Genomic DNA, 14200 nt, shown 5'->3' on the forward strand with positions numbered 1-14200 from the left:
AGTAACCCGAAGGCAAGAAACGAAGAGGTTCCCGCTTATGCGTCTGTCGCGCTACTTCCTGCCCGTTCTGAAAGAAGATCCGAAAGAGGCCCAGATCGTCAGCCACCGTCTGATGCTGCGTGCGGGCATGATCCGCCAGCAGGCGGCGGGGATCTATTCCTGGCTGCCACTCGGGTTCAAGGTGCTCAACCGGATCGAAGAGATCGTCCATGAAGAGCAGCAGCGCGCTGGCCATATCCCGCTTCTGATGCCGACGCTGCAAACGGCGGATCTGTGGCGCGAATCGGGCCGCTATGACGCTTATGGCGACGAGATGCTGCGCATCACCGACCGTCAGAAGCGTGATCTGCTTTACGGTCCGACCAACGAAGAGATGATCACCGACATCTTCCGCAGCTATGTGTCGAGCTACAAAGCACTGCCGCTGACGCTTTACCACATCCAGTGGAAGTTCCGCGACGAGATGCGTCCGCGCTTCGGCGTCATGCGCGGCCGCGAGTTCCTGATGAAGGACGGCTATAACTTCGACCTGACCAAGGAAGATGCGCTGCACGCCTATAACCGCCATCTTGTCAGCTATCTGCGCACCTATGAGCGCATGGGCCTGCAGGCGATCCCGATGCGCGCCGATTCTGGCCCGATTGGCGGCGATGATACCCATGAATTCCTCGTTCTCGCGGAGACCGGCGAATCCGAGGTCTTCTATGACAGCCAGATCACCGATCTGAAGTTCGGCGACCGCGAGATCGACTATACCAGCACCGAACAGTGCCGCAGCATTCTCGAGGAATTCACCTCGCGCTATGCCCGCACCGATGAGACCCATGACGAAGCGGTCTTCGCCGAGATCCCCGAAGAGCGCCGCCGCACCGCGCGCGGTATCGAGGTCGGCCAGATCTTCTATTTCGGCACGAAATATTCCGAGCCGATGGGCGCGACCGTCGTCAATGAAAAAGGCGAGCGCGTGCCGGTCCATATGGGCTCGCATGGGATCGGCGTTTCGCGTCTTCTGGGTGCGATCATCGAAGCCAGCCACGACGAGAAAGGCATCATCTGGCCGGAAGGCGTCACGCCGTTCCACGTGGGCATCGTCAATCTCAAACAGGGCGATGCCTCGACCGACAGCGCCAGCGAGGCGCTTTACCGCGAGCTCAAGGCCGCCGGTCTCGACCCGCTTTACGATGACCGCGACGAGCGTGCGGGCGCGAAATTCGCGACCATGGATCTGATCGGTCTGCCCTGGCGCATCACCATCGGGCCGCGCGGTCTGGCCGAGAACAAGGTCGAACTGACCAGCCGCCGCACTGGCATTTCCGAAGAAATGTCGCCTGCGGATGCGGTCGAGCGCCTCAAGTCGATCTACCAACCAGTGTTCGAGGCGACCTATAAAGGATGACCCCGTTTCGCGTCATACTGGCTTTGATCTGCGCCTCGCTCTTCTCGCAGTTCCCCGCTTTCAGCAATCAATACATCCTGTTGATGCAAGCGGAGATCTCGGTTCTGGAACGCTCGGTGCAAAAGGCAAGTCAGGCTGACGCGACAGCTCAACCTCAGGCAGAACCGGCCAGCCAAGCACTCCCCTCGCCTGCGGTAACGCGGGCGAAAGAGCGGCTGGCCGAACTGACCCCAGCTTTGGACGAGCTGCGCAAGACCGCGCCGGTCAAGCGGCTGCTGCATCCGCTTTACATGGATGATCCGACGCTGCTGCACGCAACCTGGTTCAAATTCCAGACCGCCATGCCGATCGGCCATAACGGCCTGATCGCCGCCGCGATCGGCTTTGCGCTTGGCTGGATCGTCGCCACGCTTCTGGGCTGGATCGCCCCACGTCGCAGCGCGACGGCCTGACCCATCCCACTGTCATTGCATGAAAAAGGGCCGGTCCAGCGACCGGCCCTTTTCCGATGCCTTTTGAAGCAAAGACCTTAGCCAATCAGCTCGCCCGCCAGCGAATTCGGCGCGGAATGGGTGATGCGCACGCGCACGAGATCGCCGACCTTGGCTTGGGGCGCCTCGACAAAGACCGCGTGCAGATAGTCCGATTTGCCGACCATCTGGCCCGGCAGGCGGCCCGGTTTTTCGAAAAGCACGCTCAGCTCGCGCCCGACCATGCTTTCCTGCGCGGCCTTTTGCTGTTTGGACAACAGCGCCTGCAATTCCTGCAAACGCGCATCGGCAACCGCACTCTCGACTTCGGGGCGGTCGTAAGCGGGCGTGCCGGGACGCGGCGAATATTTGAAGCTGAAGGCCGTGCCGAAATTCACCCGAGCGACCAGATCGAGCGTCGCCTGATGATCGGCATCGGTCTCGCCGGGGAAACCCACGATGAAATCCGAGGTCAGCAGAATATCGGGGCGCGCGTCCTTGATGCGGTCGATCAGGCGCAGATATTGCTCGGCCGTATGCTTGCGGTTCATCGCTTTCAGGATGCGGTCCGAGCCCGATTGCACCGGCAGATGCAGATAGGGCATTAGCTTCGGCTCGTGGCGATGGGCCTCGATCAGATCATCGGCCATGTCATTCGGATGGCTCGTGGTATAGCGGATGCGGTCAAGCCCATCGACTTCGGCCAAGAGCCGGATCAGGCGACCAAAACCCCATTCGGCGCCATCCGTACCAAGACCGTGCCAGCCATTGACGTTCTGGCCAAGCAGCGTGATCTCACGCACGCCGCGCGACACCAGATCCGTGGCCTCCGCGAGAATGCGGCTGACCGGTCGGCTGACCTCGGCGCCTCGGGTATAAGGCACGACGCAGAAGGCGCAGAACTTGTCGCAGCCCTCTTGCACGGTCAGGAAAGCCGCAGGCGCGCGCCGTGTCGCGGGGGATTTCGGCAGATGCTCGAATTTGTCCTCGGCCGGGAATTCGGTGTCGACACCGCGCCCTTTCTTCACCATCGCGGGCAGGCGGTGATAGGCTTGCGGCCCGACGACCAGATCGACGATCGGCATCCGGCGCTGAATTTCCTCGCCCTCGGCTTGCGCCACGCAGCCCGCCACGCCGATCTTGAGATCGGGGCGCTCGGCCTTCAACGGCTTCAGGCGGCCAAGATCAGAGTAAAGCTTTTCCGCAGCCTTCTCACGAATATGGCAGGTGTTGAGCAGCACCATATCGGCTTCGGACTGATCCTCGGTCAGGACATAGCCCTCGGCTCCCATGGCTTCGGCCATGCGCTGGCTGTCATAGACGTTCATCTGACAGCCATATGTCTTGATGAAGAGCTTTTTAGCTCCGGCTACCGTCTGGGTCATGTCACGATTTCCCTGGAAAGATCGGGACGGGTTACAGGATCGGGACCAAATTGGAAAGCACCACGCGTGATTTTGACCGATTGCCCGCGTGCCGTCTCTGGAATAAAAAGAGAACATGAGCATGACCGACCTGATCTCGATCACCAATATCGGCCCGGCGACGGCGAAATCGCTGACGGCCGCAGGCATCCCAGATGCGGAAACTTTGCGCGCCCTTGGCGCGGATGAGGCCTATCGCGCGTTGATCGGGAATGGCGAGCGACCGCATTTCATCGGCTATTACGTGCTTCATATGGCCTTGCAGGGCCGACCGTGGAACGATTGCCGGGGCAAGGAAAAGGTCGATCTGCGCCTGCGCTTTGACGCTTTGGTCGCGGATTGCCGCAAGAAACCGGGCGCGGGCGAGCTGCCCCATGCCCTTCTTGAGGCGCTTGATCTGATCGGCCTTGCGCCCGCGCCGCCGCGTTAGTGCCCTGCCCCATTGATCGCCAGAAATTGCCCGGCTAGCCTGTGCTCAAGGACACCCCAAAGGAGCACCGTCCATGACCAAGCCGCAAAGCTGGGAAGCACGCGCCGAGGAATTTTCGCTTTATGGTTTCACCGACATGCCCTCGGTTCACGAGCGCGGCACGGTGGTCGTCACCCATGGCGAGGGGCCCTATATCTTCGACACCAACGGCAAGCGTTATCTCGACGCGAATTCGGGCCTGTGGAACATGGTCGCGGGCTTTGACCATGCTGGCATGGCCGAGGCCGCCAAGGCGCAATATGACCGCCTGCCCGGCTATCACGCCTTCTTTGGCCGCATGTCCGATCAGACCGTGATGCTGTCGGAAAAGCTGGTCGAGGTCTCTCCTTACGACCGGGGACGGGTTTTTTACACGAACTCGGGCTCCGAGGCCAATGACACCATGGTCAAGATCCTGTGGTTTCTGCATGGCTCAGAGGGCAATCCGCAAAAGCGCAAGATCCTGACGCGCTGGAACGCCTATCACGGCGTGACCGCGGTTTCCGCCTCGATGACCGGCAAGCCCTATAACGAGGTCTTCGGCCTGCCGCTGCCGGGCTTCATCCATCTGACCTGCCCGCATTACTGGCGCTTTGGCAAGGATGGCGAGACCGAGGAAGAGTTCGTCGCCCGCTTGGCGCAAGAGCTTGACGACACGATCCAACGCGAAGGCGCCGACACCATCGCGGGCTTTTTCGCCGAGCCGGTCATGGGCGCAGGTGGCGTCATCCCCCCCGCCAAGGGCTATTTCCAAGCGGTGATCCCGGTCCTGAAAAAGCACGGCATTCCGGTAATCTCGGATGAGGTGATCTGCGGCTTTGGCCGCACCGGCAACACTTGGGGCTGCCAGACCTATGGCTTTACCCCCGATGCGATCATTTCGTCGAAGAACCTCACCGCCGGTTATTTCCCGATGGGCGCGATCATCCTTGGTCCCGAACTTGCCGACCGCGTCGAAGCCGCCGTCGAAAAGATCGAGGAATTCCCGCATGGTTTCACCGCCTCGGGCCATCCGGTCGGCTGCGCGATTGCGCTCAAAGCCATTGATGTCGTGATGAACGAAGGGCTGGCCGAGAACGTCAAACGCCTCGCCCCGCGCTTTGAGGCCGGGATGAAGCGTCTGGCCGAGAACCCGAATATCGGCGAATATCGCGGTGTCGGCTTCATGTGGGCGCTGGAAGCGGTCAAGGACAAGGCCACCAAAGAGCCCTTCCCCGCGAGCCTCTCCGTGTCCGAGCGCATCGCCAACAGCTGCACCGATCACGGGCTGATCTGTCGCCCGCTCGGTCAGTCCATCGTGCTCTGCCCGCCCTTCATCATGACCGAGGCGCAGATGGACGAGATGTTCGAAAAGCTCGAAGAGGCGCTCAAGAAGGTCTTCGCCGAAGTCGCTTGAGCTAGGCCGTCACCACGGGTCCGCGCCGCCCAGAACGGCGCGGGCTATCACCACACGCTCAGGCTTGATCGCGGCGGAACGCGCGAAATCAACAACCCGCTCATCGGCTTCGAGCAGGAAATCCAGCACGAAAACCGCGAATTCCGGGCGGCTCGCCATCGCGCGCAAATCCGAAGCCTCAGCGCCGGTCGCGGCCAGAAGCGCGCCGACCAGCTCGGGATCACCGGCCACGAAAGCGAATCCGGCATCGGCAATATCGCGGGCTTCAGACTGGTTCATGGCAGGTCCTGCTGATTTTTTGCACTGATCCGCCTCACCTAGCGAGCGCGCAACGGTTTGTTAAGTGTTTGCTGCCACAGTCCCAATGATCGGGAGAGAGAGAGCGGTGGCGCAGATGTCCGGGCGAATCATGATCGTGGATGGGGTTCCGACCAATCGGATCGTCATGAAGGTGCGGCTTGCCGCAGCCAGCCATGACGTGACGGCGGTCGGCTCGGGGCAAGAGGCTTTGGACCGACTGGCGGCTGACCTGCCGCGCATTGTCGTCATCGGCAGCGCGCTTCCGGATTATCCCGCAGCCGAACTCTGCCGCGCCCTGCGTCGCCGCCCCGGCGGGCAAAGCTTTGCGATCCTGGTGCAGGCCACCAATGGTCAGGGGGCCGAGGCGCTTCATGCCGGCGCGACCTGTCTCTTTGACCCGCAAGATGACGAACACACCCTGCTCGCCCGGATCCGCTCGCTGCTCCGCGAAATGCCCGACAGCGCCGAGGCAGAGACCTCGGGCGCGGGCTGGCAGATCACGGCCGAGCCGGTGCGTCAGACCCGGTTGCGCGCCGTCTTCATTGCCGATCAGATCGGTACCGGCCTCAGCTGGCGCTATGCGCTGCAAGATCATCTCGGCTGCGACATTGATCTGCGTGATCCGGAACGCGCGCTGTCCGAAGCGCAAAGCGGCCCGAGCGCGGATCTCTATCTGATCGCCGCCGATATCCAACGTCGCGGCGACGGTCTCCGCCTGATGGCCGAACTGCGCTCGCGTCCGCTGTCGCGCGAGGCGGCTTTCCTCGTCGTCGTGCGCCCTGATCGCAGCGATCTGACCGCAATGGCGCTTGACCTCGGTGCGGCTGATGTTCTGCCCCATGCGCTGATCGATCGCCCGACCGCGGCCGAGGCCGGGCTGCGCATTCAGGCGCAGATCTCGCAAAAGTTGCTCTCGGATCGCCGCCGTCGCGAGGCGCGGCGCAATCTGGTCTGGGCGATGACCGACCCGCTGACCGGGCTTTATAACCGACGTTTCGCCATGCCGCGACTGCAGGACATGATCGCGCGCTCTGCCGAAGACGGCAAAGGCGTGGCGGTACTCGCGCTCGATCTTGACCGGTTCAAGCGGGTGAATGACGGCTTTGGCCATGCCGCAGGGGATCAGACCCTCATCGCGGTCGCTGAACGGCTGCGCGACGCGCTGCCCCCCGACGCGCTGATTGCCCGCATTGGCGGCGAAGAGTTCATCGCCGCCGCCGTCATTCAAAGCCCAGACGAGGCACAGGCCTTGGCCGAAGCCCTACGCTGCGCCATTGGCGAAAGCCCGATCCATGTCGAAGGCGACGATGCCGCCATTGAACTGGTGATGACTGTCTCGGTCGGCGTGGCGGTGATGGTTGCTGGCAGCCCGACCAAAAGCCTGACGCCGGAGCTCTTGCTCGCCCGCGCGGATCGTGCTTTGCTGATCGCGAAGTCTCAGGGGCGCAATCGCATTGTCGTGGCGCCGCAGGGGCTTGCCGCGTGACACATCCGAAGGGCGCAAATTTACCTGCGACCTTTCGCCATCCTTCCGGCCTCCTCCTTCACTTCCCGGTCCGACAGGACTATGTTGGCACCAGATTGAAGAGGATCATGTGTGATGTCACAGACTCTAGCGAACGACGAAGTTAACGACCGCCCCCTCAAACCGGCTCTTCTGCGTGGCGCCCTTGGCCGCTGCCCGGCTTGTGGTGAGGGCAAGCTCTTTGACGGATTTCTGAAAGTCAGAGACACCTGTGCCCATTGCGGCGAAGATCTGCACCACCAGCGCGCCGATGACGGCCCGGCCTATCTGACCATCCTGTTGGTGTCGCATATCGGGGCGCCGCTGCTTCTGGCGATCTACATGATGTATCGCCCCTCGGCGATGATGATGCTCGTCACCTTCTCGATCGGCGCGATTGTCATGTCGATGCTTTTGCTTCCGCGCATCAAAGGCGCTTTCGTCGGCTTCCAATGGGCCCGGCGGATGCATGGCTTTGGCGACGAGCACCACGACGAAGCGGCCCTGACCGCCAGATGAACGAGACGGCCGCCGCGCAAGCTCCGATCCGCGATGCCGCGACGGTGGTCGTCCTTGATCGGACGGCACCGGGCGGGCCTTCGGTTCTGATGGGTCAGCGCGGCAAGGCTGCCGCCTTCATGCCGTCGAAATATGTCTTCCCCGGTGGCGCTGTCGATGCCGGGGACAGCAATGCCGCGCTTGAGGGCGCGATTTCCGAAGCCTCCGCCCGTCGGCTCGCGCTCGAACCCCGGGATGGATCCTCCGTCACCGCCCATGCCCTTGCCGCCGCCGCTTTGCGCGAATTGGCCGAGGAAACCGGCCTGATGATCGGCAAGTCCGGCGCCGCCCCCGCAGATTGGGAGCGCTACATTGAGGCCGGTCTCGGCCCCGATCCCTCGGGTCTGATCTTTTTCTTCCGCGCGATTACGCCGCCGATGCGTCCGCGCCGCTTCGATGCCCGCTTTCTGCTGCTTGATGCCGAAGCGATTCACGGCGATCGCCGCGATTTTTCGCAAGCCTGTGACGAGCTTTCTCACCTGCATTGGGTCCCGATTACGCAGGCGCGGCGGCTGGACCTGCCCTTCATCACGGAAGTCGTTCTGGCCGAGGTGGGCGCTCTGGTCGCAGAGGCAGGCGATGGCGCTTTGGCCGAACCTGCCTCTGTTCCGTTCTTCGACAATCGCAGCGCGGTGCCGCGTTTCATGCGGATCGCTTAACGACCCGTAAAAACCGGCGCGCGCTTTTCGAGAAAAGCATCGACGCCTTCAGTGAAATCAGCACTACACCCCAGACCGCCCTGTAGCCGTGCCTCGACACGCAGCTGCGCCTCAAGGTCATTGACCGCCGACGCCGCCAACGCTTCGCGCACCGCGAGAAAGGCCGTGGTCGGGCCATTGGCGAGATGGCGCGCGCGCGCCGCGACCCGGTCCGCAAATTCGCCATCGGGCGCGGTTTCCCAGATCATGCCCCAGTCAGCCGCCTGCCGTGCCGAGATCTTATCGGCGAAAAGCATCGCGCCCGCTGCCCGCGCCATGCCGATCGAGCGCGGCAGGATATAGGTCCCGCCCGCATCGGGCAGCAGGCCGATCTTGGTGAAAGCCTGAATGAAAGAGGCCGATTCCGCCGCGATCACCACGTCAGCGGCCAGCGCGAGATTGGCGCCTGCGCCCGCCGCCACGCCGTTCACCGCCGCGATCACCGGCACTGGCGCGTTGCGGATCGACCAGAGCATCGGCTCATATTCGTCGCGCAGCGTCGCCTCCAGATCAGCCGCCGAGGCCTTATCGCCCAGATCCTGCCCCGAGCAAAACGCGCGGCCCTTGCCCGTGATCACCGCGCAGCGCACGCCCTCGGGCAAAGCGCCCATCGCCGCCGCGATCTCGCGCCGCATGGTCGAGCTCAGCGCGTTCATCACCTCGGGCCGGTTCAGGCTGATCGTGGCGACGCCGTCCTGGACCTCGAATTCAATGCTTTGATAGGACATTATCCCTCCTCATCCATCGCGCCGAAGCTGGCCGCTTTTGGCACCGGGGGAAAGCGGAACTTTGCGTCAGTCCCGCATGATCTCTTTCAACCGCTCGCTTTCGGCGCGGCTGAGTGCCTCCGGCGTCGCCTCGGTCGCATTGCGCGAGCGCAGGAAGCGCCAACCGATCAGAAGCGCGAGCACCGCCATGACCGGCCCGGCGAGCCAGAGGATCCAGTTCAGCCCCTTGGCCGGTGGCTCGAACAGCACGAACTCGCCGAAGCGATCGGTAATCGCCGTCACCGCTTGCTGATCGGTATCGCCCGCCACCAGCCGCTCGCGCAGGTAAAGACGCAGATCGCGGCTGATCGGGGCATTCGAATCGTCTATGGTTTCGCCCTGACAGACCGGGCAGCGCAAGATCTTCGAGATCTCGCGCGCCCGCGCCTCAAGCGCGGGATCCGAGAGGATTTCATCGGGCTGGACCGCGAAAGCAGGCAGAGCGATAAGCAGCGACAGGCAAAGGAGAAGCGCGCGCATGATCATTCCGCCGGGGTTGCTTGCGGCCGGGGCTGCGCCTGACGCCGCGCGCCTGCCGCAACCCGGTAACGCCGATCCGACAGCGACAGGAACCCGCCAAGCGCCATCAGCGTCGCACCAAGCCAGATCCAGCTGGCAAACGGCTTGATATAGCTGCGCACCGCCCAGCCGCCATTGGTCTGCTTGTCGCCGATCACCAGATAGATGTCGCGGAAGACCCCGTTCTGGATCGCAGCCTCGGTCGTCGGCATGGCCTGAACCGGATAGAACCGCTTCTCGGGATACATCACGGCAATTCTCTTGCCGCCGCGATCGACATGCATGGTCGCCACGGTCGCGGTATAGTTCGGCCCCGGCACCTCGTTGACGGCATCGAGCGTGATCTCATAGCCATCGACCTCGAAGCTCTGACCAATCTGCGCCACGCGAATGTCCTCGACCTGCCAGGCCATAAGCAGGCTGACCCCGATGAAGGTCACGCCAAGCCCGGCATGGGCGACCGCTTTGCCCCAATCGGCACGCGGCAAGCGACCCAGACGAGCAAAGCCCGAGTTTCCGGTCCGCTGCCACAGATCGGCGGCAGCGCCCGCGATCAGCCAGCTGCCGAGCCCGGCGCCGATCACCGCCAGCGCGGATTTCCCGGTCGAGACCGCGAAGACCAGCGTGGCGACAGCCAGCGCGAACAGCAGCGCGCCGCGCAAGGGGGCGAGGGTCTTGGCGATCTTGCCGCGTTTCCACGGCAGGATCGCCCCAATCGGCAGGATGATTGCCAGAACCACCATGAAGGGCGTGAAGGCCTTCTCAAAGAAGGGCGTGCCGACCGAGAGAACCCGGCCCCAGACCAGCTCGGCGATCAAAGGCCAGACCGTGCCGATAAAGACGACGAAGGCCGAAACCGCGAGCAGAATATTGTTCAGGACCAGCGCGCCTTCGCGCGAAACCGGGGCAAACATGCCCTTGGCCTGCATGGCCGCTGCGCGGGCGGCATAAAGCGTCAGCGCACCCCCGACGAAAAACGCAAGGATCGCAAGAATAAAGACGCCGCGTTTCGGGTCATTGGCAAAGCTGTGGACCGAGGTGATCACGCCCGAGCGCACGATGAACGTGCCGATGAGCGAGAAGCCAAAGGCCATGATCGCGAGAAGGATCGTCCAACTTTTGAGCACCTCGCGCTTCTCGACAACGATGGCCGAATGCAGCAGCGCCGCCGCGAGCAGCCAAGGCATGAAGCTGGCGTTCTCGACCGGATCCCAGAACCAGAAGCCGCCCCAGCCAAGCTCATAATAGGCCCACCACGAGCCCATCGCGATGCCGATGGTCAGGAAGACCCAGGCGCTCAGCGTCCAAGGCCGAACCCAGCGGGCCCAAGCGGCATCGACCCGGCCCTCGATCATCGCGGCGACCGCGAAGCTGAAGGCCATGCTCAGCCCGACATAGCCGAGGTAAAGGAACGGCGGATGGAAGGCGAGCCCGGGATCTTGCAGCAGCGGGTTCAGGTCGCGGCCGTTGAAGGGCGCGGGCGACATCCGCCAGAACGGGTTCGAGGTGAACAGAATGAAGGCGTAAAACGCTACTCCGATCGAGGCCTGAACTGCCAGCGCGCGGGCGCGCAGCTTGGGCGGAAGGTTCGGGTCGAAGGTGGCGGCCGCGGCACCGAAGAGCGCAAGGATCAGCACCCAGAGCAGCATCGAGCCCTCGTGGTTCCCCCAGACGCCCGCGACTTTGTAGAGCATCGGTTTGGCGGTATGCGAGTTCTCATAGACTAGCAGAACCGAGAAATCCGAGACCACGAAGGAATAGGTCAGCGCGGCGAAAGAGATGGCAACAAGCCCGAATTGCGCGATCGCGGCCGGACGTGCGGCCTCGATCCAGGGGCTCCAGCCGCGTGAAGCGCCGATCAAGGGCACGATCATCTGAAAGATCGCGACGGCGAATGCGAGAATGAGGGCGAAATGGCCGATTTCGGCGATCATGGCTGTCTCCGGGAAGATTGAGCGGAAGATAGCCCGATGGCGGTCTCGGGACCAGACCCGGCGTGCAGTCAGGATGTCACAGCATCGTCACGGCTCTGGTCCGCATTTTCGCGATATTTAGCGGTTTACTGCTGCGCCCAATCGCGCAGCGCAGCATTATCAGAGAAATCTGATCCCGCCGTGACCGTGGCGACCTCAGCCTCCTGCGGCTTGGCCTTCGGCTGTGGGACGCTGCGGCTGCGGAAATAATGGGCCTCGCGCGCGCCAAAATAGAAGCTGATGATCGCGCCGAACAGCCACCAGAGCGGCTCGGGCACCAGGCCCAACCCCTCCATGCGCAGGCTGAAACCGGCCGGATCTGCCATCGCATAGACAAAGAGACTGAGCGTTCCCAAAGTCAGAACGGGCCGAGGAAGCCTGTTCAATCCATTGACAAGACGGTCAAAAAATCCATCTCGAAGCGCCGCGAACTCTGCGCCATGTTCGGTGATGGCGCGGGCATAGGCCTCTTCTTCCAGCTCCAGCCGCCGGGTCGCATTGACCTGAAAGACCTCGGCCAGATTGGTCGCCGCATTCGCCACTGCCGAGACCGGCCCGCCCATCCCGATAACCCGTTCGATCACGCCCATTTTGCAATCCTCATCCGGTGCTCTGCCGCTGTCAGGTGATATTTGGGCGAGATGAATTCTTCGGCGCGCCGGATCCAGCCGCCCTTCTCGCCGGTCGTGGTGCGCGCATATTTGCGCGAGGCGGGTCGGCTGTCGGCGAGCGCGTAATAGTAGTTTCGACGCGCGATCCCGTAAGCGTCCCCGAGATGTCCCGGCGCGGCCTTTGCTGCCGCGCGCGCCGCCGCCAGCGTCTTCGGGCCGATCAGCCCATCGTCCTTGGCCGCAAACCCCATGCGCGTAACCAGCCGTTGCAGCAACTTGACCGCCATCGAGCCGCTGTTGACATACATGTCGAAGACGCTCGCCCAAAGGGTCTCGGGCAGCTCGCCAAGACCCGGTTTGCGAAAATAATGCTCGATGAAAATCGCCTGTGCCTGAGCGGCGGACAGGGCTTTCACATCCGCAACGTCAATCTTGCCGTCGCGCGTCAGGTCCAGCCCAAGACGGCGCATCGTCGCCAGGCTGACGCCATATTTGGTCGCGCCGCCGGGATCGTTCGGATCATTGACGAAGCCCCCTTCGCGCGCGACGATCTCTGTCGCAATCTGCTCCACGCTTTTCATGCCGCCCCCTTGCTTTTGGCAAGTCGGCAGGGTGCAAGTCAGCGTTTAACCATTGCTTAACCGGGCGCGCGTTGCCAAGCGCCCGGACAGCTCGGCTCAGGAGTTCGGATCGACGTAGACGCCCTGTTTCTTCAGCGAGTCGACGACCTCTTTCGGCATATAGCTTTCGTCATGCTTGGCGAGAATCTCGGTCGCGACAAAGGTGTCGCCGACCATCTGCCCGGTGGCGATCATGCCCTCGCCCTCGCCGAAGAGATCGGGCAAAACGCCGGTGAAGCGAACCGGCACGCTCGCGCCGCCATCGGTGACGCGGAAGGTGATCGTCTCGCCCGCACCGCGCACCAGCGTGCCATCCTCGACCAGACCGCCCAGCCGGAAAACCTCGCCGTCATGGGGCGGCATTTCCGAAAGCTGCGCCGGAGAACGATAGAGATTGATGCCATCGCGAAAGCCGTAACCGATCAACCCGACCGCCAGCACAAGCGCGACAGCGGCGGCAATTAAGATCTGGATGCGACGTTTCTTTTTCAGGCTTTTCATATCGTTCTCGTATAAAGTTCAGGCGCTTTCGAACCTGATCCCATGGCGCAGGAATTGCGTGGCTTTGCCCGAAACGCGGTCAGGATCGCCGGTGGTCAGATAGGCCGAGCGGGTGCCGCTGCCGGTGAACTCGGGCCGCCGCTGCAAATAGTCGTCAAGGCTCTCGGCCACAAGATTGGCTTGCGAGTAAACTTTGACCTCCGCGCCCAAGGCCTTCTGGAAGGCTGCTTGCATCAGCGGGTAATGGGTGCAGCCGAGGATCGCCGCCTCGGGATGCGGCATGCGGCGCTTGAGCGCCTCGACATGGGACTGGACCAAAGCCTCGGCCAAGAGCTCATCGCCCTGCTCGATCGCATCGACGACGCCCGCGCAGGGTTGGGCCTCGACATCGACGCCGATGGCGCGAAAGGCGAGCTCGCGCTGGAAGGCGCGGCTGGCGACGGTCGCCGGGGTCGCGAAAAGCGCGACATGCTTGACCTCGACCTCACGCGGGGGGGTATTATCGCCCCATTGGCGCTCGGTCAGCGCCTCGATCAGCGGCACGAAGACGCCCAACACGCGCTTGTCCTTGGGCAGCCAGCTTTCCTGCATCCGCCGCAGAGCCGCCGCGCTCGCGGTATTGCAGGCCAAGATCACCAGATCACAACCCTCATCCCAGAGCCGCTCGACGCCTTTGCAGGTCAGATCGTAGATATCGTCGGAATCGCGCACGCCATAGGGCGCATGGGCATTGTCGCCATAATATACCAGCGGCAGATCGGGCAGACGGGCGGCAATGGCCTCGTGCACCGTCAGCCCACCAAGTCCCGAATCAAATACTCCGACCGCCATCCGCGCCTCCTCGCTTTGATGGCGTGTTTTAGGACCAATCAGCCGGAAGTGCCATGATTTCCGACGGCGGCGGTCACTTGGTCGCAATCAGGCCACCAGAGGACTTGCCGGTCAAAGCAGGACCAAGCCCATCAGAAACTGAATGATTGCGCTAACACAGAAT

General features: G+C 62.9%; 16 protein-coding genes. 7 read left to right on the top strand and 9 right to left on the bottom strand.

Going from position 1 to position 14200, the window contains the following annotated elements; genetic code table 11:
• Positions 1 to 37: 37 nt before the first annotated feature.
• Both proS and JCM7686_RS10515 read left to right on the top strand, forming a co-directional pair.
• The gene (gene proS, locus JCM7686_RS10510; protein ID WP_020950813.1) at positions 38 to 1396 is read left to right on the top strand and encodes a proline--tRNA ligase; all 1359 of its coding nucleotides are present in this window, start codon (positions 38 to 40) and stop codon (positions 1394 to 1396) included.
• A complete protein-coding gene (locus JCM7686_RS10515) occupies positions 1393 to 1848 on the top strand; it encodes a DUF2937 family protein (RefSeq protein ID WP_020950814.1) in 456 nt (151 codons plus the stop codon). Before proS ends, JCM7686_RS10515 begins: the two co-directional genes overlap by 4 nt.
• 77 nt (positions 1849 to 1925) lie before the next feature.
• Here the strand turns inward: JCM7686_RS10515 and miaB are convergent, their stop codons facing one another.
• Positions 1926 to 3251, bottom strand: coding sequence for a tRNA (N6-isopentenyl adenosine(37)-C2)-methylthiotransferase MiaB (gene miaB, locus JCM7686_RS10520; protein ID WP_020950815.1), 1326 nt, complete (start codon positions 3249 to 3251; stop codon positions 1926 to 1928).
• 121 nt (positions 3252 to 3372) lie between these two features.
• On the opposite strand from miaB, the gene JCM7686_RS10525 reads away from it, so the two are divergent.
• A complete protein-coding gene (locus JCM7686_RS10525; RefSeq protein WP_041527284.1) occupies positions 3373 to 3720 on the top strand; it encodes a TfoX/Sxy family DNA transformation protein in 348 nt (115 codons plus the stop codon).
• A 73-nt stretch (positions 3721 to 3793) separates the two neighbouring features.
• Positions 3794 to 5155, top strand: a complete 1362-nt coding sequence (locus JCM7686_RS10530; protein ID WP_020950817.1) for an aminotransferase — start codon at positions 3794 to 3796, stop codon at positions 5153 to 5155.
• A gap of 9 nt (positions 5156 to 5164) precedes the next feature.
• Here JCM7686_RS10530 and JCM7686_RS10535 read toward each other — a convergent pair whose 3' ends face one another.
• Positions 5165 to 5434 (bottom strand): DUF3572 domain-containing protein, encoded by a 270-nt coding sequence (locus tag JCM7686_RS10535; RefSeq protein WP_020950818.1) that lies wholly within the window; start codon positions 5432 to 5434, stop codon positions 5165 to 5167.
• Between the two features lie 115 nt (positions 5435 to 5549).
• Between JCM7686_RS10535 and JCM7686_RS10540 the strand changes: the two genes are divergently transcribed.
• The 3 genes from JCM7686_RS10540 (at position 5550) to JCM7686_RS10550 (ending at position 8176) form a co-directional block, all read left to right on the top strand.
• The gene (locus JCM7686_RS10540; protein WP_020950819.1) at positions 5550 to 6941 is read left to right on the top strand and encodes a diguanylate cyclase domain-containing protein; all 1392 of its coding nucleotides are present in this window, start codon (positions 5550 to 5552) and stop codon (positions 6939 to 6941) included.
• Between the two features lie 114 nt (positions 6942 to 7055).
• Positions 7056 to 7478, top strand: a complete 423-nt coding sequence (locus JCM7686_RS10545; protein ID WP_020950820.1) for a DUF983 domain-containing protein — start codon at positions 7056 to 7058, stop codon at positions 7476 to 7478.
• Positions 7475 to 8176 carry an NUDIX hydrolase gene (locus JCM7686_RS10550; RefSeq protein ID WP_020950821.1) on the top strand — a complete coding sequence of 234 codons (702 nt, stop codon included), beginning with the start codon at positions 7475 to 7477 and terminating at the stop codon, positions 8174 to 8176. Before JCM7686_RS10545 ends, JCM7686_RS10550 begins: the two co-directional genes overlap by 4 nt.
• Here the strand turns inward: JCM7686_RS10550 and JCM7686_RS10555 are convergent.
• The 7 genes from JCM7686_RS10555 to JCM7686_RS10585 all read right to left on the bottom strand — a co-directional run bounded on the left by JCM7686_RS10555 (position 8173) and on the right by JCM7686_RS10585 (position 14037).
• Complete coding sequence (locus JCM7686_RS10555; RefSeq protein ID WP_020950822.1) at positions 8173 to 8943, bottom strand: enoyl-CoA hydratase-related protein; 771 nt, start codon at positions 8941 to 8943, stop codon at positions 8173 to 8175. The genes JCM7686_RS10550 and JCM7686_RS10555 overlap by 4 nt on opposite strands.
• Before the next feature lie 66 nt (positions 8944 to 9009).
• Positions 9010 to 9462 (bottom strand): cytochrome c-type biogenesis protein, encoded by a 453-nt coding sequence (locus JCM7686_RS10560; protein WP_041527820.1) that lies wholly within the window; start codon positions 9460 to 9462, stop codon positions 9010 to 9012.
• Between the two features lie 2 nt (positions 9463 to 9464).
• Positions 9465 to 11435: a heme lyase CcmF/NrfE family subunit gene (locus JCM7686_RS10565; RefSeq protein WP_020950824.1), complete on the bottom strand. Its 1971-nt coding sequence runs from the start codon at positions 11433 to 11435 to the stop codon at positions 9465 to 9467.
• A 125-nt stretch (positions 11436 to 11560) separates the two neighbouring features.
• Positions 11561 to 12064 (bottom strand): holin family protein, encoded by a 504-nt coding sequence (locus tag JCM7686_RS10570; RefSeq protein WP_020950825.1) that lies wholly within the window; start codon positions 12062 to 12064, stop codon positions 11561 to 11563.
• The gene (locus JCM7686_RS10575; protein WP_020950826.1) at positions 12055 to 12666 is read right to left on the bottom strand and encodes a holin-associated N-acetylmuramidase; all 612 of its coding nucleotides are present in this window, start codon (positions 12664 to 12666) and stop codon (positions 12055 to 12057) included. The genes JCM7686_RS10570 and JCM7686_RS10575 overlap by 10 nt, the downstream gene beginning before the upstream one ends.
• Before the next feature lie 96 nt (positions 12667 to 12762).
• Positions 12763 to 13206 carry a cytochrome c maturation protein CcmE gene (gene ccmE / locus JCM7686_RS10580; RefSeq protein ID WP_020950827.1) on the bottom strand — a complete coding sequence of 148 codons (444 nt, stop codon included), beginning with the start codon at positions 13204 to 13206 and terminating at the stop codon, positions 12763 to 12765.
• Between the two features lie 18 nt (positions 13207 to 13224).
• Positions 13225 to 14037 (bottom strand): glutamate racemase, encoded by an 813-nt coding sequence (locus JCM7686_RS10585; RefSeq protein ID WP_020950828.1) that lies wholly within the window; start codon positions 14035 to 14037, stop codon positions 13225 to 13227.
• Between the last annotated feature and the right edge of the window lie 163 nt (positions 14038 to 14200).

Origin of the sequence: Paracoccus aminophilus JCM 7686, assembly GCF_000444995.1 — a bacterium.
In the GTDB taxonomy this organism is placed as follows: Bacteria; Pseudomonadota; Alphaproteobacteria; order Rhodobacterales; family Rhodobacteraceae; genus Paracoccus; species Paracoccus aminophilus.

Excerpts from the sequence above, each read along its gene's own strand:
- JCM7686_RS10540 (WP_020950819.1), top strand. The coding sequence starts at position 5,550 with ATGTCCGGGCGAATCATGATCGTGGATGGGGTTCCGACCAATCGGATC.
- JCM7686_RS10515 (WP_020950814.1), top strand. The coding sequence starts at position 1,393 with ATGACCCCGTTTCGCGTCATACTGGCTTTGATCTGCGCCTCGCTCTTC.
- JCM7686_RS10545 (WP_020950820.1), top strand. The coding sequence starts at position 7,056 with ATGTCACAGACTCTAGCGAACGACGAAGTTAACGACCGCCCCCTCAAA.
- JCM7686_RS10550 (WP_020950821.1), top strand. The coding sequence starts at position 7,475 with ATGAACGAGACGGCCGCCGCGCAAGCTCCGATCCGCGATGCCGCGACG.
- JCM7686_RS10555 (WP_020950822.1), bottom strand. The coding sequence starts at position 8,943 with ATGTCCTATCAAAGCATTGAATTCGAGGTCCAGGACGGCGTCGCCACG.
- JCM7686_RS10530 (WP_020950817.1), top strand. The coding sequence starts at position 3,794 with ATGACCAAGCCGCAAAGCTGGGAAGCACGCGCCGAGGAATTTTCGCTT.
- JCM7686_RS10525 (WP_041527284.1), top strand. The coding sequence starts at position 3,373 with ATGACCGACCTGATCTCGATCACCAATATCGGCCCGGCGACGGCGAAA.
- JCM7686_RS10565 (WP_020950824.1), bottom strand. The coding sequence starts at position 11,435 with ATGATCGCCGAAATCGGCCATTTCGCCCTCATTCTCGCATTCGCCGTC.
- JCM7686_RS10570 (WP_020950825.1), bottom strand. The coding sequence starts at position 12,064 with ATGGGCGTGATCGAACGGGTTATCGGGATGGGCGGGCCGGTCTCGGCA.
- JCM7686_RS10560 (WP_041527820.1), bottom strand. The coding sequence starts at position 9,462 with ATGCGCGCGCTTCTCCTTTGCCTGTCGCTGCTTATCGCTCTGCCTGCT.
- ccmE (WP_020950827.1), bottom strand. The coding sequence starts at position 13,206 with ATGAAAAGCCTGAAAAAGAAACGTCGCATCCAGATCTTAATTGCCGCC.
- miaB (WP_020950815.1), bottom strand. The coding sequence starts at position 3,251 with ATGACCCAGACGGTAGCCGGAGCTAAAAAGCTCTTCATCAAGACATAT.
- JCM7686_RS10585 (WP_020950828.1), bottom strand. The coding sequence starts at position 14,037 with ATGGCGGTCGGAGTATTTGATTCGGGACTTGGTGGGCTGACGGTGCAC.
- proS (WP_020950813.1), top strand. The coding sequence starts at position 38 with ATGCGTCTGTCGCGCTACTTCCTGCCCGTTCTGAAAGAAGATCCGAAA.
- JCM7686_RS10535 (WP_020950818.1), bottom strand. The coding sequence starts at position 5,434 with ATGAACCAGTCTGAAGCCCGCGATATTGCCGATGCCGGATTCGCTTTC.
- JCM7686_RS10575 (WP_020950826.1), bottom strand. The coding sequence starts at position 12,666 with ATGAAAAGCGTGGAGCAGATTGCGACAGAGATCGTCGCGCGCGAAGGG.